At 47.4% G+C, this 20,300-nt stretch carries 16 protein-coding genes; 5 read left to right on the plus strand and 11 right to left on the minus strand.

Annotated features, from left to right (window positions below; all coding sequences use genetic code 11):
* Nucleotide 1: 1 nt before the first annotated feature.
* The 7 genes from CBE68_RS13930 to CBE68_RS13960 form a co-directional block, all read right to left on the minus strand.
* Nucleotides 2–1,126 (minus strand): glycosyltransferase family 4 protein, encoded by a 1,125-nt coding sequence (locus CBE68_RS13930; protein ID WP_087506718.1) that lies wholly within the window; start codon nt 1,124–1,126, stop codon nt 2–4.
* A gap of 10 nt (nt 1,127–1,136) precedes the next feature.
* Nucleotides 1,137–2,093 (minus strand): glycosyltransferase, encoded by a 957-nt coding sequence (locus CBE68_RS13935; RefSeq protein ID WP_087506719.1) that lies wholly within the window; start codon nt 2,091–2,093, stop codon nt 1,137–1,139.
* A 4-nt stretch (nt 2,094–2,097) separates the two neighbouring features.
* Nucleotides 2,098–4,701, minus strand: coding sequence for an RIFT barrel domain-containing protein (locus CBE68_RS13940; protein ID WP_143824574.1), 2,604 nt, complete (start codon nt 4,699–4,701; stop codon nt 2,098–2,100).
* 29 nt (nt 4,702–4,730) lie between these two features.
* Nucleotides 4,731–6,179 carry an exosortase A gene (xrtA, locus tag CBE68_RS13945; RefSeq protein WP_087506721.1) on the minus strand — a complete coding sequence of 483 codons (1,449 nt, stop codon included), beginning with the start codon at nt 6,177–6,179 and terminating at the stop codon, nt 4,731–4,733.
* Between the two features lie 2 nt (nt 6,180–6,181).
* Nucleotides 6,182–7,381, minus strand: coding sequence for a TIGR03087 family PEP-CTERM/XrtA system glycosyltransferase (locus CBE68_RS13950; RefSeq protein WP_158100612.1), 1,200 nt, complete (start codon nt 7,379–7,381; stop codon nt 6,182–6,184).
* A 130-nt stretch (nt 7,382–7,511) separates the two neighbouring features.
* A complete protein-coding gene (locus CBE68_RS13955) occupies nt 7,512–8,333 on the minus strand; it encodes an XrtA system polysaccharide deacetylase (protein ID WP_229744759.1) in 822 nt (273 codons plus the stop codon).
* Between the two features lie 42 nt (nt 8,334–8,375).
* Nucleotides 8,376–9,770 carry a TIGR03013 family XrtA/PEP-CTERM system glycosyltransferase gene (locus CBE68_RS13960; protein WP_087506724.1) on the minus strand — a complete coding sequence of 465 codons (1,395 nt, stop codon included), beginning with the start codon at nt 9,768–9,770 and terminating at the stop codon, nt 8,376–8,378.
* Nucleotides 9,771–9,990: 220 nt separating this feature from the next.
* Between CBE68_RS13960 and CBE68_RS13965 the strand changes: the two genes are divergently transcribed.
* From CBE68_RS13965 to CBE68_RS13985, 5 genes are read left to right on the plus strand one after another with little or no spacing between them, the layout of a single operon-like run.
* Nucleotides 9,991–10,638: an XrtA/PEP-CTERM system exopolysaccharide export protein gene (locus tag CBE68_RS13965; protein WP_371870509.1), complete on the plus strand. Its 648-nt coding sequence runs from the start codon at nt 9,991–9,993 to the stop codon at nt 10,636–10,638.
* 24 nt (nt 10,639–10,662) lie between these two features.
* Nucleotides 10,663–12,216: an XrtA system polysaccharide chain length determinant gene (locus tag CBE68_RS13970; protein WP_087506726.1), complete on the plus strand. Its 1,554-nt coding sequence runs from the start codon at nt 10,663–10,665 to the stop codon at nt 12,214–12,216.
* A complete protein-coding gene (locus CBE68_RS13975; protein WP_087506727.1) occupies nt 12,213–13,103 on the plus strand; it encodes an XrtA-associated tyrosine autokinase in 891 nt (296 codons plus the stop codon). The genes CBE68_RS13970 and CBE68_RS13975 overlap by 4 nt, the downstream gene beginning before the upstream one ends.
* Nucleotides 13,075–14,550, plus strand: coding sequence for a TIGR03016 family PEP-CTERM system-associated outer membrane protein (locus CBE68_RS13980; protein WP_158100613.1), 1,476 nt, complete (start codon nt 13,075–13,077; stop codon nt 14,548–14,550). Before CBE68_RS13975 ends, CBE68_RS13980 begins: the two co-directional genes overlap by 29 nt.
* A 4-nt stretch (nt 14,551–14,554) precedes the next feature.
* The gene (locus CBE68_RS13985; protein WP_087506729.1) at nt 14,555–15,586 is read left to right on the plus strand and encodes an XrtA/PEP-CTERM system-associated ATPase; all 1,032 of its coding nucleotides are present in this window, start codon (nt 14,555–14,557) and stop codon (nt 15,584–15,586) included.
* 36 nt (nt 15,587–15,622) lie between these two features.
* On the opposite strand, the gene CBE68_RS13990 is transcribed toward CBE68_RS13985, so the two are convergent.
* The 4 genes from CBE68_RS13990 to prsR form a co-directional block, all read right to left on the minus strand.
* A complete protein-coding gene (locus tag CBE68_RS13990; RefSeq protein WP_087506730.1) occupies nt 15,623–16,705 on the minus strand; it encodes a nucleotidyltransferase domain-containing protein in 1,083 nt (360 codons plus the stop codon).
* A 1-nt stretch (nt 16,706) separates the two neighbouring features.
* Nucleotides 16,707–17,582 carry an HprK-related kinase A gene (locus CBE68_RS13995; protein ID WP_087506731.1) on the minus strand — a complete coding sequence of 292 codons (876 nt, stop codon included), beginning with the start codon at nt 17,580–17,582 and terminating at the stop codon, nt 16,707–16,709.
* A 281-nt stretch (nt 17,583–17,863) separates the two neighbouring features.
* Entirely contained in the window at nt 17,864–18,697 is an 834-nt protein-coding gene (locus CBE68_RS14005; protein WP_087506733.1) for a hypothetical protein, read from the minus strand.
* A gap of 230 nt (nt 18,698–18,927) precedes the next feature.
* Nucleotides 18,928–20,274 (minus strand): PEP-CTERM-box response regulator transcription factor, encoded by a 1,347-nt coding sequence (prsR, locus tag CBE68_RS14010; protein WP_087506734.1) that lies wholly within the window; start codon nt 20,272–20,274, stop codon nt 18,928–18,930.
* Between the last annotated feature and the right edge of the window lie 26 nt (nt 20,275–20,300).

Below are 20,300 nucleotides of genomic sequence, written 5' to 3' on the forward strand. Positions count from 1 at the left end.
CTTACGGCTCTCCAAGCAGCTTGCGAAACAACTCGTCATATTCGCGGGCCATGCGCTTCGCTGAAAAATGTTGCTCGACAAACAATCGAGCATTGACCCCGAGTTGTTTCGCCTCGGTAGGCTCATCCAGTAAAGTTTGCCAACATTGTTGCAACGCATCCTTGTCACCTAATGGAGCGAGCAAACCGGTTTGCTGATGGGTCACTAGCTGGTCAATGCCAGGTATATCGTAAGCCGCAATCGGAATTTCCATTGCGCAAGCTTCCATTAGACAGCGAGGTATACCTTCGAGGGTGGATGACATGACAAATAGATCAAAGCTTTTTAACAGCTCAAGTCTATCATCACGAAATCCGAGAAATTTAATGCGTTCGCGCTGGCTCAGTGATTCGCAGTATTGCTCTAGCGCGGCACGTTCATCGCCATCGCCAAGCAATACCAATTCGAGGTTGGGATCGTCGGACGCCATCGCTTCAAAAATGTCGAGTATGTCACCGATGTTTTTTCGCGAGATCATCTGCCCAATAAAGCCAATGCGCTTAACGCCCGGTTGTTTGGTCGCTACTTGGGACGATAACCGCACCGCTTCAATTTCGCTAAGATCAACACCATTTTGAATGTAGTGAAGGCGCTGTTCTTTAACTCCTACTCGGCGCGAATCTTGACATAGGGCTTGTGACAATGGTGCCACCGCTTCGGCGAATGTCATTGCTTTGCAGCCTAGCCAAATAAAGAAACGCAACTTCAGATCGCGAGCATTCTCAAAGCCGTGAGGGGTTACGACACAAGGGATGCCTGCTTTGCGAGCAGCGAGGACACCGATAATGTCAGATTTGTAGCCATGGGTATGGATAATATCGATATTGCGCTGTTGAATCAGAGTGACCAACTGATTAACGACAGACAAATCGAATTTGTGCTTCATCGGCAATTCGAAGGTATCGCCGCATGTTGCTTTGAATTGCTTCACCAACTCGAGGTCGCGCGATTCAGTCTCCAAGGTGACCGCCAACTCGCTACGAATATTGTGTGCAGGTAAATGTTTTGCCAACGCCAAGATCCAGCGCTCAGCGCCATAGAAACCGGTGGGGCAGATAAATTGTAAAACGTTCCGTTGCGCGCTCATAAATCCCTTACTAACTGTGGCTTGTGGTTTTAATTTCTTTCAGCGCCCCACTAAGGGTGCCAATGGCCCGAGCAGGAAAAAACATACTATAAAACTGCACGACTTTGGAGAGGGAAACTGCTTCACCGACTAATCGCTTTAAGCGCCAGCTGTATGCCGCCACCGGTATGGCAAACAATATCAAACTCGCTACAGTGGCTGGCCAGAGGCCGAGAAGCAGGCTCGCTATTGCGCAAATAAGCAACGCCAACAAAGCGGGTGGGACGACAAAACTAGGCCATTCTCGCATCGGAATCGAGCGCCCTTTAATCGATTGTAAATTGCTTTGTCCTCGCCAAATCTCTTTATAAAACATTTCCTTGTAAACTTTGTCCTCCCCGAGGTGAACATAACTGGCGGCCGAGGTATAGAACAGTTCCCCCAAGCGGCTAGCACGCTCGGTGAAGTAGTAATCCTCACAAGTCACCAAATGCTCCGGAAAGCCTCCTAAACGCGCAAAAGTCTCGCGCTTGAGAAACAAATTACGGCCGGGTAAGAATGTGACGCTGCAATCGAGTTCGGCATTACTCAGTGCTGTGCGGATTTTCTCAAGTGGTGGCGCATTTGGGCCTTCGATTTGGTGGGCACTAACCAAGATCGTGTGTGGTCTTTGGGTCATGGTTTCAAGCATGACAACAAGCCAGTTCGGTGATAGTTCGACATCGGCATCAAGAAAGGCGAGGTAGTCGCCGGTTGCATGAGTGACGCCAACGTTGCGCATTTCAGAAATGGTGTTGCCCTGATGACGGATTAACTGGATAGGGTGCTTGGCGATAAGTTGCTCAAGTGCGTCTGTGGTGCTGCTATTCTGACTAACAATAACCACTTCCAGCTGTTGCTCGTGGCGTTGCAAGCGAAATATGGACTGCAGCGTTGCCAGCAGCATTTCCTCCCGCCCTTTGTGGGGGATGATAAAACTCACATCCATCTAGTTAACGCCTCCAACGTTCGGCCAGTTGTGGAAAACGACGGTTAATCTGATCGATTTCCCGTTGCAACGAGAATCGCATGAGTGTTTTCAGTACTTGCCGCGATACAGTGACAATCTGAGCGAGCTTGCTTTGTGCCCTTGGCTTACCGTGGTTGCCCCGTGGTGGAAAAGGTTGTCTTGAGGCCTGCTGAACCCACTCCCGAGCGCCATTGTTTTGCATCAAAATTGCTAATACTCTGGTATGAGTTCGAGTGCGATCTTGTTCCAATCCTTGGCATATTTGTTGGTACCATTGCTCCGCTTGCTCAACATAACGAGGTTGAGGTTCTGGTGCAAAATAATGAGCCATATACAGCACAGCCACTTTACGCAGGTCTTGGGCAGTCCAAGTTAACGTTGGAAACTCAAGACGCTCAGGGTGGTCGAGTGATAGGTTTTCGTGCGTTACCATCCAGTCGGCATAATGCAACAGCGCATCTCGGGCATAGATGAAGTCATCATCCAGCTCCAATCGTTCCGCTTTCACCCAAAGGTAGCGGCCAACAGCTTGTAAAAATACCGTATAGAACCAAGTTTCCTCAACATCATCAAAATTGCGTTCGGCGATGATATCGCAGGGGTGGACGGTATCGCGAATGATGGCAGCAACGTTTGAAAGGTAGCGGCTCTGCTCGGTCAGTGTATAGCAATCGAGCAGTGCGATGATGTAGTTGCCTGTGCCACGATCAAGCGGGTAAAGGCCGGTTAGCAGATTTTTGATGTCTGGGCGGAAACGATTCTTCCAAGCCAGCAGTAGTTCAACAAAGGTTCCTTGACCTTCATACACGTTGCTAATCCACTCGCCTAGCTTGAGCACTGCTTGTTTCGCATCGTCATCGCCTGCTAATAGGTAATGCAATGTTAGCCCGGTAGTGTAACAGTGTTGACCGCCAGGCCCGCCGCCGCCAACGTGATCAGCATAGACATCATTTCGATGCAGTTTCGAGTAAGTTCTGTGAGTGCAGGTCTTGGCCTGTTGATAATGATCGGTATGCCAGAACAGACCATGGTTGTATTCGTTCTTATCCTGATCGGTATGGTAAATGTCGATATCCACAACATGGCTAGCCAATTCGTCAGCTTGTAATTTGAGTTCGGCGCTTTGATGGATAAAAGATTGGGTCAGCAAGCCGTAGATCGGATCGTATTGATTATTGTAATGAGAGATAAACAACTCATCACCGTCATGCCCCTCGGCCTCATGATCGGCATAAAGCTCGCCAAAGTGACGCCAACCATACTGATCGGCCTTTTCCCTTTTGGCCAACAGCGAGTGCTCGCCAAACAAACCCTGATTGATTACCGCTTGCAAGCGGGAGTCTGTTACCGCGTCAGTTAGCCAAGGGAGTGTATGGCATCGGGCCAACCATGTCGGATTCAGCTGCACTATTGGAAGTACCAGTGACTGCCGCTCAGCGCCATCATCAAGGCTACTCAGACATAGTGAGAAATGAAAGGTTTTGCGTTCGCCACCTTGTAGTTCATAGCGGTCAGGAAATTCTGCTGGGAACAGGCCTAGTTCTAGATGCTGTTGAGAAATCGTGATCGCCGATGGAAATTGTTGCCAGAATTGCTGAATGCCGAGTTGAATGGCTGATCCTCGGCACCTTGCACTGATTACCGGCTGAATTCGTGTACCAGTGGTTGTTCGATTATCTGTCGTTAATCGATAGCCTTGGAAACGCATCGGCAGCTGCTGTTGAGCATTAACATGTACTGGACTATTCCAAGCTTCACCACCACTGGACTCGTGATAGACCGTCAATGATTGATCGGCAGTGATGGGGGGCGTTTGGTCCTGCTCGTCAGCGCATCGCAACTGATTCAACTGATCAGCAAACCAACTTAGATGTAGCGAATCAAACAGTAATGAATTGGGATCGCCCAGATCCCAAGTGCCTTCGATATGCTGCGCGGCTCGAGGATTGTGAAGTTGTAAGCTCGCATCGATCCTGTCGCTATTATGATGAAATTTGACTGTCAGTTTAAAACGAGGGGGCTCAAGCTCAGATTTGGTGTCAAATGTACCCGCTAGCGTTACTTTGGTTAAAAGCGCTCCGCTAGCTAAGTATTCGCTTCGATGCGATACATAATCAACATTGCCTACCGCGATTTGACCTTCGGGTGGCACTAAGCCGATTGCTCGACCACCGAGTAGTTGTTCACCAGATCTTTCAAATACTGAGAAAGTTGATAGCTCACTGGTGTTGAACTGGTATCGATAGTGATCGGTTGTGATATCCAACGTTTGCTCAGTACGTTGGATCACCGGAGTTTTTTGCTCGATCCCGTCTAGTTGCGCAACCGCAGTTGGATACACCTTCGCCGGTAGCGTAAGGCCAGCGGTCGCCATACTCACTCGACACCAGCGCAATGTCTTATCTGGCCAGAAACTCGTGGCACAAACATGGGCGTTTAGCACCCGGCCTTGATCATCTAACAATGCCAATTGGTTCTGTCGGAACTGCCCTTTGGGCAGCGGTAAACCAAATTCTATGACATCTCCATAGTTCTCGTTGCCATTAATGAGCAGACAATGGACGTTACTTGGCATTGAATGATTCATTAAACCTGATCCATAGAAGGTTGCAGTACCTACTGCCATAAATTTTCAATCGCCAGAATATCGCGGCGTTGTTGCTTGAGTTCAGCTATCGATGTCGCGCTGCGTGGCGCTGCTAATACGATGGCTGCTCCCGAATCACCAGATGCAAGTAAGGTGTCCAGTGCCTGCTGTAATTTGATTCTGCTCTGGCTCGCTGAAGTGATCGTCTCTAGCTGATACCAGAACAGTAAATCCATTTTTTGGCTATCAATTCGGGTGATTTGAATGACTCGATAGGAACCCAATTCATCATCAACAGTCCGAGAACTCTCGGGAGTCCAAATCTCGTCGTCAAACAGTTTATGGTTAAAGTTAACTAATTCTCTGTTTTGGCGACTCGTGTTGAATAACGAAATATAAAGTTCGGTTGCTTGGCCATTGTTACTGAAGCCTTGATAGTAATCGTCGGCATTGGCGAAATTTGGCTGCCAATCGGTTAGTTCTCCAGCACTGAATGACCGACCTAAAGCCGCGTTGTTGAGCTGATATGACGGAGTTGGCATGCTCTTTAGGTAGCTCAGATAGAGTAGAGGCAACAACACGCTCAAAACGACAATGGCGAAGCCGCGGTATTGGCTGGTATCGAGTTGGTAGTTGCCTGTGCTGCGGGCTTTTGTCGGTGGATCAGCTTGGTGCTGACGCCAAAAGCTGCCAATCCAAAACAAGATAAACATAACAACGCCAAAGAAGAACCAGCCATAGATAATATGGTCAACGCCGGTGGCCAGAGACATGTCACTCAGATAAGCCAGCAAGACAATGAGGTAGGCACGAATACCATTGGCAACGATAGGTACCAGAACGGCGAGAATAACAAAACCAAGTTGGCGCAACGGAGAAACAAACTGCAAGTGAGCAAACAAGGTGCCTAGGGCGATCGAAGAGATTAAGTAACGGATCCCGGAGCAGGCTACTGCAACTTCGAAAAGCCCACCTGGCACAGAAATATAAAGGCCCTCTCGAAACACAGGGATTTGGCTGAGAGCCAATAGATAGACGGTGATATCAGCGGTGATTATTTGTAGTTGAGGGATTAATTCCTCACCCAGTGGTACGGCAAACAGCAAGTAACAACAAGGGAACCAGCAAATGCGGATAAAGCTATGACCGAAAACCAACCATAGGGTCAGCGGTAGCCAAACAACCGCTGCCAATTGAGCTGCTACCTGAACACTCGCGACGTTTGCAGCTAACCACAGCGCTGAACAGCCGATTATCGGTAGAGCGATGATCGGTGCAGCCTGAAAGTTCGCCTCTTGCAGTAAAAATCGTCTGCGCCAAATCAGCCACGCCGCAATTGGGTAAATAATGTAGCCATGAGCAAAGGTTTCTGATCGTTGCCATACTGCAGCCATGGACATTAAGTCTTGGTAGAAAACCAATAACCATACGAGGGTTAAAACAGATGCAATGATAAGAGCTCTGCGGTTTTTCAGCATCGTTAGGTTCTCGTCAACAGTGTTTTCAGATGCTGCAACTGCTCTTCCCAGCGATAGTTTTTAACCACCCATTGGCGATTCTCAGTTGCGATTTGGCGCTTCTTTAGGCCTGCAACCACGGCATTGGCAAAATGTTGCTCATTGTCTTCAATGGCAACATTGCAACCATTGGTTTTGGCTAATCCTTCCATTGCCAAGCTTGTAGCAACAACGGGTATTTCCATAGCCATGGCTTCTAGTACTTTGTTTTGCACGCCTCTGGCGATTCGCATTGGCGCAACAGACACCCAGCCAGCACGGATATAGCTGCGAATATCGTCAACTTTGCCAGTTACTTCGATATTTGGAAATGCGCCAAGCTCAATGATTTTGTCAGAGGGATTGGAGCCGACAATCATCAAACGGGCATTCTTAACCTGCTTCGTGACATATGGCCAAACATGTTTAACAAACCAGCGCACCGCATCAATGTTTGCCCAATAGTCCATTGCGCCGGTGAAAACCACCGTTGGCGTGTGTTGCTGGTCAGTTGAATCAGTAACTGCCTTTGGGTCAAAGAACTCCAAATCGACTCCGTTGGAGACAGCATGAATGCGACTGTGGCTACTAATTGAACTGAGCTTGCAGAACAGTTCAATTTCATTTGATGAAATGAATACGCTGGCATCAAAGTGTTCTGTTAGTTGTTGCTCATATGCCAGTAGAGTGCGGAATTCACGGTTGTATACCCAGCTCATTGGGAAATTTTGTTTTTTGGCATATTGGCGCCATTTGTCGGAATCTAAATCGACAAAATCAATCACCCGATTGAGCCTCTGATACTGTGGGCTATCAACATACTGTGCCATCGATGAGCAGTACACTAGGACATTGCGGATAGCGAATTTGGCAATGGTATTGTTGACCCATTGCGCCATCTTTGGATCAAAGTAATAGGGCAGCGTAATAGGACGTCGTCGCCCCATCCGCAGTACGCCACGAAAGGTCGCATGGCGCTTGTTAAGCGGCAGTACGTACATCCCTTTAACGTATTTCGACAACTCCTTGGTGTACCCCATGTCACTGGGATCATCGACGAAGCATCCCAAGTACACATCAAAGTGTTGAGATAAGTAAGCCAATTGATTGAATGACCGAATCTTGTCGCCTTTGTTTGGCGGGTAAGGTATCCGGTGGCAAAGGTATAACAGAGGTTGCTTCACGTTGCTCATTCCTTCAGCTCAGAGTGATTTAAGGCCAATTTGGCTGATAGCTAGGGGACACTCGCTGGGTTTGAAAACGTGCTGTTGCCTGTAAAACAATATCATCCTGATACGCCCATTATCGTTATTGTTAGTCTGAGTTGAGCTGATATGCGTGTTGCATCGTTGACCAATTGAAATCTGTGAGTAAGCGCTCAAGGCGAGATTCCATTTTGCCTAGGTTTAAGTAGTGGCGAAACTTAGATTTCAGTGGTGCATTGCTCATTCTAGGTTGCTCTGGATCGAGTTCCCAAGGATGAAAGTAAAAACTGTAGGGTTGTTGTTCAGTACGCAAAAAGCGACGAATCAATTGCCGGCTCAAGGCGTAGGGATAGAGTCGGAAATAACCGCCGCCGCCTATGGGAATAGAGCGCCCTGAAATATAGGTTGTTGGAATCGGAATCTCGGTGATTCCCTCAGGACGCATGTGCTTAAAACGAGGCCAGTGCGGTACGCCGTAAAGATCATGTTTAACTGGATAAGTACTGGAGCTATAGCTAAAGCCTAGTTCTTTAATGACATCGAACGCCCACTCGTTACGCTCATCAAATGAGAACGAAGGTGCTCTGTAGCCCGCAACTTTAGTCCCGGTGATATCCTCGAGAAAGTGTTTGCATCGAGCAACATCTTGCATGAAGGTCTGTCGGTCCTGCTCAGTGGCTCGCTGGTGGGCGTAGCCGTGACAAGCGATTTCATGGCCTTGAGCGGCGATTGCTTTTACTAAGTCGGGGCATTGTTCTGCAACCCACCCCAAGATAAAGAAAGTGGCCTTGACTCGATGCTTATCGAAAAGCGCCAAGGTTTTGTGGGTACTTGCTTCAACTCGCAGTGGGAATCGTTTACCCCAGTCATCGAGGGTCACTTGGCGGGAAAAAGCCGAGACATGAAAGTAATCTTCCACGTCAACTGTCATTGCATTCACAATAGAATCAGACTGCACCATGATGATTCTCGGTTAGATGCCTTTGCCGAAAATGACAATTTCAAGGGTTCGCAACAAGATAAGTAGATCCAATAGGAAGCTTCTATGTTTGATGTAGTAAAGATCAAACTTGAGCTTTTCCAGCGAGTCTTCTTCGGTGCTGCCGTATGGGTATTTGAGCTGTGCCCAGCCTGTAAGCCCTGGTTTCACATTGTGACGCTGGTTGTAATATGGAATGCTCAGCACTAGTTCACGAACAAAATATGGCCGCTCCGGACGCGGTCCAACAAAGCCCATTTCACCTCGCAATACGTTGTACAGTTGAGGTAATTCGTCGATTCGGTATTTACGGATAATGGCTCCAACTCGGGTAACTCCCTTGACAGCCATCTGGGCGCCGTGTTTTTCCGCATCCGTCGTCATGCTGCGGAACTTCACGATATTGAAAGGTTTGCCGTTAAGCCCGATGCGCTCTTGTTTGTAGAGAATTGGTGCCCGAAAGCCATCTTCAAGCTTGATGCAAATAGCGGTTAGCAGCATAAATGGCCATGTCAATGCCAACACGAATAGCGCTAACGTTGTATTGAACGTCCAATCAAAGGCATTGCGCAAATAATTGGTGGATTGGAACCCATTGCTGTAAATGACCCACGAAGGATAGATTAAATTGACTGCAATCTGGCCGGTTTCGCGTTCGATAAAATCGAGTATATCGGTGACTTCAACGCCATGAAGTTTGCAGTGAAACAAGCTGTCGACCGGTAGGTTGGAGCGTCGCTCATCGGCGGCAACAACAATTTCGTCAACCTTATGCTCGAACACATAGGCCTCAAGTGAGGTGTTTAATTCAATGATTGGGTCTGATTCGATTCCTTTGCTGGAATCGCCTCTCATTTTTACGAAACCAACCAGATCAAAACTGACTCGATCAGAGCGACGGCGCATACGCCGCTCGATAATACTGGCACGTTCGCCGGCGCCAAGGACCAACACTCGTTGGCGTCCCAAATGCTGATATCTCAGACTTTGGGCGAAATAGCGAACTGAGGTTAGGGCAACAAATGCTGCTAGGCATGACCATTCGCGAACATTGCCGGGTAAGACTTCCGCTGGCGTCAGACCATAAATCGCAGTTGAAATAAAATAGCCCAAGGCGACGCTGACGAACATACGGCGGATAATGCCCCGAAAGGTCTCGCGCATTTTACGATTATATAAACCCAGGGACAGCACGCTGATTTGAATCGGCAACACGAACAAAGCGAAGTGCAGCAGCAGTTGCCCTTCCCAGTATTTTGGAATGGCGTCGGGGTAATAGGCACGGTCTGCTTCCAAGCCAATGAGGTAAATTGCTGTGAGTAGAATTAGTTCAGCGACGAAGAGGAGCTGTGTTCCTGCATGAATGTCGTGAAATCGAGTACGTGCCATGTCGTCCCTGTACTAACGTATTTATTCCGGCTGCTGCCAGTATAAAGATATTTGAGTAATGTTAAAGCTTTGTTGAAGCGCTCGGATTCTAGTCAACTTACCAAAAATTAACTTTTGTCGGGCAATCGATTTACATTTCAACAGTTGCCGCATTATTATGCAACTTAGGAAGTGCTAGAGGCCTGTTGGCCATAACTATAATCGCGTGATGGAATTCGCTATGAAAAACAAGTTCCTCCTTAAAGCTGCAGGTCTTATGGCTACGATGTTTGCAGTTGCTACCTTTACCGGATGTGCGACCAGCGACAAAGGGCAATTACCTCCGGCTACCACTCACCCCTCTCTCACCACCAATATTGAAGATTACTTTTACTTGATTGGCCCAGGCGACTCGTTGAACGTCTTTGTTTGGCGTAACCCTGAGGTATCAGGTTCGTTCACTGTTCGACCAGACGGTATGTTCACGACACGCTTGGTGGAAGATATTCCGGCAACCGGGCGTACTCCGACCCAACTGGCCAGAGAGCTGGAACAAATCCTCGGTGCTTACATCAGGGATCCTATTGTTACAGTGACCGTTGGCGGCTTTGTTGGTCCATACAGTGAGCAAGTGAGAGTTATTGGCGAAGCGTTGAACCCACGCTCAATCAATTACAAAGAGAACATGACGTTGCTCGATTTGATGATTGAAGTTGGTGGCTTGACGGATTATGCCAACGGTGACGATACCACTCTGATTCGTATAGAGAATGGCGTTCAGATGGAGTACACGGTCAAGCTAGATACATTGATTCGCGACGGTGACATCGGCGCAAATGTTGACATCTTACCCGGCGATATTCTGATTATTCCGGAAGCTTGGTTCTAGTCGAACAACAGAGTTGTAGTTTTCATGCAGGATTTAATAGACGAGTTACTCCAGTATCTGCGCGGGGTTTGGCTCAAAAGGCGTTTTATACTGATCGCTACTTGGATCATCTGTCCAATTGGCTTCATGTATGTGTCGACATTACCCAATCAATACTCGTCATCGGCTCGAGTCTTCGCTGACACGCGTTCGATGCTTAAACCGTTATTGCGTGGGTTGGCCATTCAGTCTGATTCAACGCAAGAATTGGCATTAATCGTTAGAACCATCAAAACGAAAGAGAACATTGAGAAGATCGCTCGAGCCTCAGATGCTGATTTGTTGACCACAACAGATGCGGAGTACAACCGTTTGCTGAGTAAAATTCGCTCTGGTATTCGGATTAGCGGTGGCGGAAGGAGCAAGATGTACAACATCTCCTTCAAAGGGGATGACCCGAGGCTTGCACGGAAAATCGTACAAGGGACCATCGATGTCTTCATCGAAAATACCTTGGGTGAAAAACGTCTTGGTACCGATCAGGCGCAGCGATTTCTCGATGAACAAATTGCCGAGTATGAGCAAAGGTTGATTGCTGATGAACGCAAACTGGCCGACTTTAGGCGAGATAACGCTCAGTATATGGTCAACAATCAGGGCAGCTACTTCAGAGCACTGGAAAATGCCAAAGACAGACTCGAACAAGCTGAATTAGATTTACGTGAAACCGAAACTGAGCTCGACGCAGCCCAAAAGCAATTGTCGGGCGAAGTTGACTATGCGATGGAAGACTTGTCGAGCATTCGAACCGATTATGATGCTCGGATAGCAAGCCTTCAGGTCAGATTGGATCAGTTGCTTGTGCGGTTTACCGAACAGCATCCAGAAGTACAAGAAACGCAAAAGCGGCTTAACTCCTTGCTGGAGCAGAAGCGAGTGTTTTTGACTGGGCGCTCAGGTGGCCTAGGCATGGATGGCAATCCAATTTTGCAAGAATTGAAGGCTACAGTGAATCGACTCACTGCATCGGTTGCAGCCAAGAAGGTTCGCCTTGAGAGATATCAGGAGCAAGTTACCGAGTTTCAAAGTAAGTTGGATTACGTCCCAGAGATTGAAGCGCAGATGACAGGTTTGAATCGAACCTACAGCATCACCAAAGACAAGTACTACCAGCTGCTATCTCGGAAAGAATCCGCTGTGATGTCTGAGAAAGTAGAACAGTCGACTGAGGCAATTTCTTTCCGAGTGCTAAATCCACCAAGCCTCCGGTTAAACCCTGCAGGGCCGCCACGGCTGTCAATGCTAATAGGCGTGTTGTTGTCAAGCATTGGCGTTGGTATCGCTTTATCGGTGGTGTTTAGTTTGCTCTCGCCGGTTATTACCAGTCCTAAAGCGCTTACCAAAGCAACTGGTTTGCCAATTTACGGTGTGGTGACGGCAACAGAAAACTCTGGATTGCAGCTCTGGGAGAAAAGGAAAACCCGAATCTTTATCGCTGCGAACGTTGCTTTGCTCTTGGTCTTCGCTGCATTTGCGGCCATTAATTCAAAGCCACAGTGGCATGATTTGATCTTTGTGCAAGGGCTAGGTGCTTTATGAGTACGATAGAAAAAGCATTAAACGCGATGAAGGCGGCGAATAAGGCGAAGCAAGAAAAAGGCATCGTCCAGCCTGCTGAAGCACCTGTTCCCGAGCAACAAGAAACAACTCAAACACAGCTTGTCATTGATCAGGATATGCTTGCTGCCAAAGGTATGGTGACCGACAGTCGGAAATCACGGCAGATTCGGGAAGAGTATCGCAATATCAAGTTGAAATTGCTTTCCAATGCCTTTGGGCCGGCAAAGGATTCTCACCCAAATGGCAACTTAATAATGGTAAGTAGCGCCAACCCGAGTGAAGGCAAAACGTTTACCGCCATCAATTTGGCTCTTAGCATCGCGCTGGAGCAAGACAAAACTGTATTGCTGGTCGATGCAGATGTACTCAAACCTAGCGTGATGAAAACTCTCGACCTTGATAGAAAACCTGGTTTGATCGAGTTCTTGCTGGGTGAGAAAGAATCGGTTGGTGAAGTTATTTATCCAACTAATATCGACAAGCTTCGAATCATGCCTGCAGGTATGCCGCATGATTTGAGCAATGAGTTATTGACTAGTGAAAAAATGGCAGCCCTTGCGGATGAGCTGGCCAAACGATATAGCGACCGAGTGGTTGTGTTCGATTGTCCGCCGTTGCTCGGCATTAACGAGACCAAAGTGATGTCTCGTTTAGTCGGACAAGCGTTGATTGTTGTCGAGCAAGATAAAACAAAGATTGCTCAAGCATCTGCCGCTATTGAAGAGCTCAACCGGGATCTCGCGTTAGGCTTTGTCATCAACAAAGCTGTCAGAGGGGCGTTCAGCCAATACGGTTATGGCTATGGTTATGGCTATGGCTATGGGTACGGAGACAGGGATGATGATCGTCAAGCGGGTCAGCAGTAGGCTGTTCAAAACGCTGCCAATTGCGGCAGCTGTTTTCTCTGCGTTAGCAAATGGTGCGAAGATCGAAGTCACACCGTCTGTCGGAATGCGGGTCACACACACAGATAATGTCGAGTTAGCGAAGACGTCAAAAGAAAACGCCACTATCGGTAGCTTATATGCAGCGGTTAAAGCTAGTGTTGATGGCAATGGCGGTAGTCTAAATCTTAATTATCGCGGAACACGGGCCATGTATAGCCATGATTCCGATCGCAATTCTTATTTCAACTCACTTCAGTTCAAGGCAAATAAACGCCTAAACAACAGTGGCTTCTCAATGAGCGCCGAGGCGACGGTTGACAATGTTGCACGTTCTCGTCGACGAGATGCCAACGATGATATTCTGACCGGAGATACGGTGACCAACCGTCGTGCTAGCACCCGATTGATGTATGACAATGGTGGCCGAGGTTATGTATCTTTGGGAGCAGATGCAGGCGCCACCATTCGTGATGCCTCAGATGATGAGGGAAATAGCTATGGCTACAATGCCGGTATCAATCTAGGGCAGGGAACTAGAGTCGAGAACTATTTCTGGTCATTAAATTACGACTACCAAAAAGATGAGGCCAGAGGCGGCTCGCGAAACAATCAATCCCATAAGATCAGTGGTGATTCAGGCTTGGCGCAAGTGTATGGTTTTGCACCAACGGTGAATTATTTCTGGGAAAAGTACGAAGAAAAAGGCTTTGACGACGAAGAAGATCGCGATAGAACCTTTGGCCGTGTTGGCCCAGGACTTCGCTATTACATTGATCGTAAATCATTTGTTGAGCTTAACTACAACTTCGTTGTTGAGGGCGAAGGCAACGACAGTTGGGGTGGTAAAGCTGAATTGAACCCGTCGCGCAATACTAAGATTTCAGCCAACTATTCAAAACGTGTATTTGGTAATGCGTATGATGTGTCGGTGCGACATAAAAGCAAGCGTCTGACCAATACCATCCGCTACAGTGAAGAATTATCAAGCTTTGAGCGAGATTTTTTTGTCGAAGATGAAATTATCGAAGATTACTCATTGCGTAAGGTGCTCGACTGGACATCAGCCTTAAAGATGAGACGTAGCACGGTATCTTTGTCTCTTACATCCACTCGACGAGAGCGAAACGATGCCAATGGCTTGCCGCTCAATGATGACTCTTACGGCGCAACGGTTTCATATTCTCGAAGCATAACCAGAACCACTCAGTTTTCAAGCTCATTCCAATATAGTAAGTATCAGTTCGAAGACAGTCAGCAACAAAAGCAGAACGACTATTATCGACGCTTCTCCCTAGCAATGAGCCACTCTTTTTTGCAGTCACTGTCGCTCAGCTATGGATACCAATTTTCTAATCGCAGCTCTAATGAAGACGATTTTGGTTACGAAGAAAATCGAGCTTACATCAATCTAAACAAGAGTTTCTAAACTCATGTACGAAGACCATTTTGGTCTGACTGATAAGCCTTTTAAGCTCAGTCCTGACCCCAAGTTTTTCTTTTCTAGTGCTCACCACGACAGAGCCGTAGCTTACCTTCACTATGGCCTTTCTCAGGGGGAAGGCTTTATTGTTGTGACTGGGCCAATTGGCACAGGTAAAACGACCATCGCTCGCAGTTTGCTCGCGTCTTTGGATGACAGTATTGTTCCTGCTCAAATCTCGACCACCAAGCTCAATCCGGAAGAGCTTGTTCAACTAGTTGCTGCAGAGTTCAATATTGAAGTTGAGGGCCTTGGAAAGGCCGAGATATTGCGCAAGCTCGAGCAGTATTTGCATCAACTTAATCGGCAGGGCAAGCGCGCTTTGCTGGTCGTTGACGAGGCCCAAAACCTGCCCGCAGAGACGGTCGAAGAGCTGCGCATGTTGTCCAACTTCCAATTAGATGATCGACCACTGATCCAAAGCTTTCTGCTAGGCCAAGAAGAACTCAAACCAATTATCGAGCTGCCTGAGATGGAACAGTTTCGGCAGCGAATTATTGCATCATGCCATTTGCGACCTTTTAACGCTGAGGAAGTGAAAGGTTATATTATCCACCGGCTTACTCAGGCTGGCTGGAAAGGAACCCCTGAGCTAGATGAAGACATATTTGACAAAATCACTGAGTATGCCGCCGGGGTACCACGGAAAATCAACATATTTGCCGATCGGCTATTTCTCTATGCGTTTCTTGAAGACCTTACCGCGATCTCGATAAAGGATGTGCAGTCAGTTATCAACGAGATGGGCGAAGAGTTATCGGGTTCCTTGCAAACTGGTCGGGCAGCCGCCGCAACGGTGATCGCTGGAAATCAACCTGAGCCGCAAGAGAATGATGTCGCCGCAGTTCTTGATGCTGACACAATGCACAGTATTTTGTCTGATGTTGGTCATGTGCTTGACCAAGTGATTCAAAGAAAAATCAAAATCATTAGATACTTAGATAAACTCATTGAAACCAAGAAGGCTCAGTCGCAAGAGTAACGGCTGCGGTTCGAGTGGTTATGCAGAGCGACCACGTCAAATTTCTATTGGCGTGGTGTCTTTATGCTTTTCAAACAAGTTATAAAAGGTTTTGCGTAGTAAATGAGGTATTAGCATCCGCAATGGCATTCTTTTGAGGTGACCGCGGATATATAGAATGCTCGTCGCTAAATGGTAATGCCAAGGCCTATCTGGCGGATAACTTGATAGCGTCACTGTTGAAAAACAGTAATCTAAGACGGCTAGAACCCAACGTGGACCAGAATAACATTCGCTTAGCTGCTCTATGACCGATGCTGGTACAGCACTGCCGAAAAACTGCTGTGAGTACCTCAATGCCAAGTAGAGGCTACCATCGCCGCCAATCGCATTATGAGCACTGATAAGCTCGTGCCAAAATTGCTCATTACCGAACTCTTGGGTTAGCAGATGTATGTCATACAAATCCCTCAGCGCCTTATCGAATTCACTCTCGTAAAACAAGTGAATTGCACTGTGAATTAGCATTGTAGGTGGCTTCAAGGTAAAGCTATGCGACAGTCCTGCTAGTTTTTGCTGGGCAAGCAAGAGCGAGGCTTCCGTTGGTGCTTGCTTTAGCGTCAAGGGCAGTATGTTGAAATGAACATCTAAAACGGTCTTACGTTGGAGATGTATCAGCGGTGGAATTTCCTGAGAGCGCTCGCGGTAAAATTTGTCATCATAGTCAGAGTGCTTGAATGCGATGTAGCCATTTTGAGCAAGTAATTGTTCAGTCTTCTTTAAATCACTTTGTTTAACCAAAATGTCGATGTCGGCCATTAATCGGCCATTAAAGCGTTCTAACTTTAACGCTTGGTAGGCGCCACCTTTTAGCAAACATAGGGAGATATCTTCGCCTGCGAGCCAATCGTTAATATACTGAATTTCGTGTTCAAAAAGCTGATTCTGACGTAAATAGGAGTAGTTGGCATTGTTTAGTGCTTGCAGCACATGTGGCGGCACATCGGTGGACGCTTTAAGGAGATGAAAAACCTGAGCTGCCATTTGGTGATACAAGGCCTCATGGACGAGCAATGACCATTCTTTGTTTGACCAGTTGTCAAAATGATTTGGCGACCTGAGAATTTTAGCTAGCAGCATGTTATTTGGGACAGTTAGTGATGCAGCTTCGAATCGCTTTTTCGCAGCTGGCAAAATTATTGTACTCAACGTACACCGCTTCTGTTTGCTGTACAAGTTGCCTTGCAGCACAAAAAGCTTTACCTGCCAATGGTGCAAAATTGAAGGTGTTTTTTATTATTTCGATCAAAGCTTGGCTCTTACTGACAGGCTCAACATAGCAATGCTCGTCAGCTTGGTATGACACGAATACCATCAGCGCGGGGGATACTGGTGTTTGTACTTGTAAGACCGATTCTTTCGGTGGCTTCACCAAACACACCGTGCCCTTATGGGTGTCTTTCGCTTCATCACTAAAGTCGTCATCCTGATAGAAGGCTTTCATTAAATCAATGGAGCTATTCTTCAGGTTAATCGGACGCGCTAGCCCGTAGAGCATGCCGTCGCTTAAGCTGAGCAGAGCAAGTTCATCGGATAGTAACCGCCAGCCTTGCGAGGCCAAGTAGGCACAAAGGGTGCTTTTGCCCGACCCTGGGGGGGCACATATTATTACCCCGTGACCATCAATTTCGACCGTCGCTGCATGAATGATCATGTACTGATGCGCTGACGTAGTGATGCACCAATTCATTCCCCATTCCAGCATTGCTGGAGCTTGGTCTAATGGCAGCGGTTTAAATGGTTGCCGGTGATTTACTTTAAAGACGGCTTGTGGACTCAGCAGGCGGCGATATAGCGGACCATGAGTGACGCTAATGCGATAATCAATGAATTGCTCACCAGGAGAATCGGAAAAGTCGAGATAATGACTGGCGAGGTAGCGCCGAACCGACTCAATGTTACTGGTTACTTCGAACAGCACGGGGCCTGTACGCAAATAGAATTTGGATTTACTCATCAACACTTCTACATGGTTCCAGCTGTACGATCTTCATTCTAATCAGCCGATTGGCGATTTCCAAACTGTCTTGAGGTTTAACCAGCTGAGCAAATGCTGAGCAAATGGGTTTTGACGTTGCTGAGAGTGAGGTCAGGGCCTGAATTACAGACGTCTGACAAAGAAGAGTTTCATGGGTAAAAGGGCTATAAAGAACAGCTTCATCTCGGTCGATGAAGCTGTTTTCTTCAATACAGTAATCAGGCGAAATGCAAATTCGCTGAGCGGCGTTAGCTGCCAAACTACCAGTCAATAAGGCCGCCATCCGAGAGACTGTTTTCAGTCAGGTCTTGCCAATGATTAGTGATAAAGCCACAACCTGCAATTGCTGTCGAGGTGTTAGAGCCCGCAGTTTGCTTGATGTCCACCTTTATCTCTTTAATCATTGATTTAACTGCATTCTCGACGATCCCGACTACTTCCGTATGGGTGTAGGGATAATCAATAATGGTGTTGGAAAACAGGCCATTCAAATAAGCGGTCAACACTTGATAATAAAAGCTGTTGCTTGCCGCATTGCCAAACAGGTTAACGGTGCAACGATTACTTGGGTTGGCAATCTCCCAGAAGTCGAACTTGACGTCTGGCAAGGTGCTAGATTGATCGATCGCTGCGTTAAATGGCACTGCTGACAACGGTTGCAGCAGTTGATATTGCCACGTTCGAACGCCTGCTTTTTTAATGTATTTTGGTTTTGGATCGCCAGATGAAGTGAAAAACTTGCTAAAAAATATCGACATGAAATCGGTGCTAGGCCCGACATCTGTCTGATCATCAATGAGTTGGCGCAAAAAACGGCGAGTGTGATTATTCGGGGCAGTTAGCACCGCTTTCCAAGTGCCATGGGAAAGGGCACCGATCAAATCACAATCGTGCTGATGAGACGCATTACCGGAAATGTACACAGAGGCTGTACAAGTATTGCCGCCCGCCCATGCTACAGGGCTTTTCACTGTCATCAATAGTGGAGCCGCTGCCGCAGAGCCACGTAGAAAGCGACGGCGCTCAAACCTTGAGCGATTGTCATCAGATTCAAGCTCTTTGATGTCCGTATCATTACGTTGTTCTGTAGTCATTTTTGCATCCAGCCTAGTTCAGCAAAGTAATTCGGGTATAGGCCCCAATTAAGAGGCAAAGCCAATCAATTTTATGTCACCCTTAGTTTTACGCAAAAAACGCACCAAAAATCACATTTGATGATAATGCTTTGTTTTATTAGGCTTTTAAGTGGTCTTGTGAAGATGCCCTTGCCAGTGTTCGTTGATTTCACGATGAACATGTAAAAAACTCTGACAGCCTACTTTTTCTACGGTTTTTCCATTCCGTACTTGTCAATCAAAGCATACAATGTGGGTCGTGTCACGCCTAATAATTCAGCAGCTTTCGACATATTGCCCTCTGACCGAGTAATTGCCCTTGAAATAGCTTGGCTTTCGGCAGCTTCTCGAACTTGTCTTAGATTCAATGGTTGCTGCTCAACCTGTTGGCTAGAGGGCATCAGAGCCAAGTCTAGCTCCGTCACTTGTTTGCCATCGGCCATGATCACGGCGGACTTAATCTTATTTTGTAGCTCTCGAATGTTGCCGGGCCAGTGATGGGCCATGAGCGCACTATTGGCTACCTCAGAAAAACCGGTGATTTTACGACCAAATTGTTGGCTGAAGCTCTGAAGAAAGGCTCTGGAGAGCAGTAAAATATCCTCTCCGCGTTCGCGAAGTGGCGGGATGTTGATGGTCACTTCACTGATTCGGTAGAACAAGTCTTCACGGAAGCTTTTCTCTGCAACCATTCCCTGTAAATTTTGGTGGGTGGCACACACCACTTTGACATCAACTGCTATCTCTTGACGCCCGCCAAGGCGCTCAATCACTTTCTCTTGCAGGAATCGCAAGATCTTGGCTTGCAGTGGGTAAGGCATGTCGCCAATTTCATCGAGGAATAGGGTGCCGCCATTGGCACATTCGATTTTGCCTTTGGTTTGTTTGTGTGCGCCAGTGAATGCACCACGCTCAAAGCCAAACAATTCACTCTCGAGCAGCGTTTCAGGAATGGAGGCACAGTTGATAGCAATAAACGGTTTGTCAGCTCTTGGTCCGCGCTCATGAATGGCGCGAGCGAGCACTTCCTTACCGGTGCCGCTTTCACCCAGTAGTAATGTCGTTATTTCGGTGGGGGCAATTCGGTCGACCATCCGGCTAACTTGTTGAACTTGCGGACTGTTGCCAATAAAGCCGTTGTTATCAAGGGAAGAGCTGCGTAAGCGATCATTCTCTTGCTCTATGCCAGCGACAAAAAAAGCTCTCGACACAATAATATTTAGCGTATCGGCATCGATTGGTTTTTGGTAGAAATCCAATGCACCCATAGAGATGGCTTTAAGTGCGTTGTCTTTGTCGTCATTGCCAGTGATGACAATCACTTTGGTTTTCGGCGCTAGCTCTAGTATTTCTTTCAGCGTGGCAAGGCCTTCACTAGCATTGGCTTCGTCAGGCGGGAGGCCTAAATCCAGTGTAACGACTTTCGGCTCGTATCGGCGTAATGCGGCGATTGCTGATTCACGATCGCCTGCAACAACGACTTCATTGTCGGTGAATGTCCATTTCAACTGTTTTTGGATGCCGGGATCATCTTCCACAACAAGCAACGGGTCCATTGACATCGTCCATTTCCTTATCAATT

Origin of the sequence: Neiella marina (assembly GCF_002165625.1) — a bacterium.
GTDB classification, from domain to species: domain Bacteria; phylum Pseudomonadota; class Gammaproteobacteria; order Enterobacterales; family Neiellaceae; genus Neiella; species Neiella marina.

Excerpts from the sequence above, each read along its gene's own strand:
- CBE68_RS13995 (WP_087506731.1), bottom strand. The coding sequence starts at position 17,582 with ATGAGTAAATCCAAATTCTATTTGCGTACAGGCCCCGTGCTGTTCGAA.
- CBE68_RS13935 (WP_087506719.1), bottom strand. The coding sequence starts at position 2,093 with ATGGATGTGAGTTTTATCATCCCCCACAAAGGGCGGGAGGAAATGCTG.
- CBE68_RS13940 (WP_143824574.1), bottom strand. The coding sequence starts at position 4,701 with ATGAATCATTCAATGCCAAGTAACGTCCATTGTCTGCTCATTAATGGC.
- CBE68_RS14005 (WP_087506733.1), bottom strand. The coding sequence starts at position 18,697 with ATGACTACAGAACAACGTAATGATACGGACATCAAAGAGCTTGAATCT.
- prsR (WP_087506734.1), bottom strand. The coding sequence starts at position 20,274 with ATGGACCCGTTGCTTGTTGTGGAAGATGATCCCGGCATCCAAAAACAG.
- CBE68_RS13960 (WP_087506724.1), bottom strand. The coding sequence starts at position 9,770 with ATGGCACGTACTCGATTTCACGACATTCATGCAGGAACACAGCTCCTC.
- xrtA (WP_087506721.1), bottom strand. The coding sequence starts at position 6,179 with ATGCTGAAAAACCGCAGAGCTCTTATCATTGCATCTGTTTTAACCCTC.
- CBE68_RS13980 (WP_158100613.1), top strand. The coding sequence starts at position 13,075 with ATGATGATCGTCAAGCGGGTCAGCAGTAGGCTGTTCAAAACGCTGCCA.
- CBE68_RS13970 (WP_087506726.1), top strand. The coding sequence starts at position 10,663 with ATGCAGGATTTAATAGACGAGTTACTCCAGTATCTGCGCGGGGTTTGG.
- CBE68_RS13990 (WP_087506730.1), bottom strand. The coding sequence starts at position 16,705 with ATGCTGCTAGCTAAAATTCTCAGGTCGCCAAATCATTTTGACAACTGG.
- CBE68_RS13930 (WP_087506718.1), bottom strand. The coding sequence starts at position 1,126 with ATGAGCGCGCAACGGAACGTTTTACAATTTATCTGCCCCACCGGTTTC.
- CBE68_RS13955 (WP_229744759.1), bottom strand. The coding sequence starts at position 8,333 with ATGACAGTTGACGTGGAAGATTACTTTCATGTCTCGGCTTTTTCCCGC.
- CBE68_RS13985 (WP_087506729.1), top strand. The coding sequence starts at position 14,555 with ATGTACGAAGACCATTTTGGTCTGACTGATAAGCCTTTTAAGCTCAGT.
- CBE68_RS13965 (WP_371870509.1), top strand. The coding sequence starts at position 9,991 with ATGAAAAACAAGTTCCTCCTTAAAGCTGCAGGTCTTATGGCTACGATG.
- CBE68_RS13975 (WP_087506727.1), top strand. The coding sequence starts at position 12,213 with ATGAGTACGATAGAAAAAGCATTAAACGCGATGAAGGCGGCGAATAAG.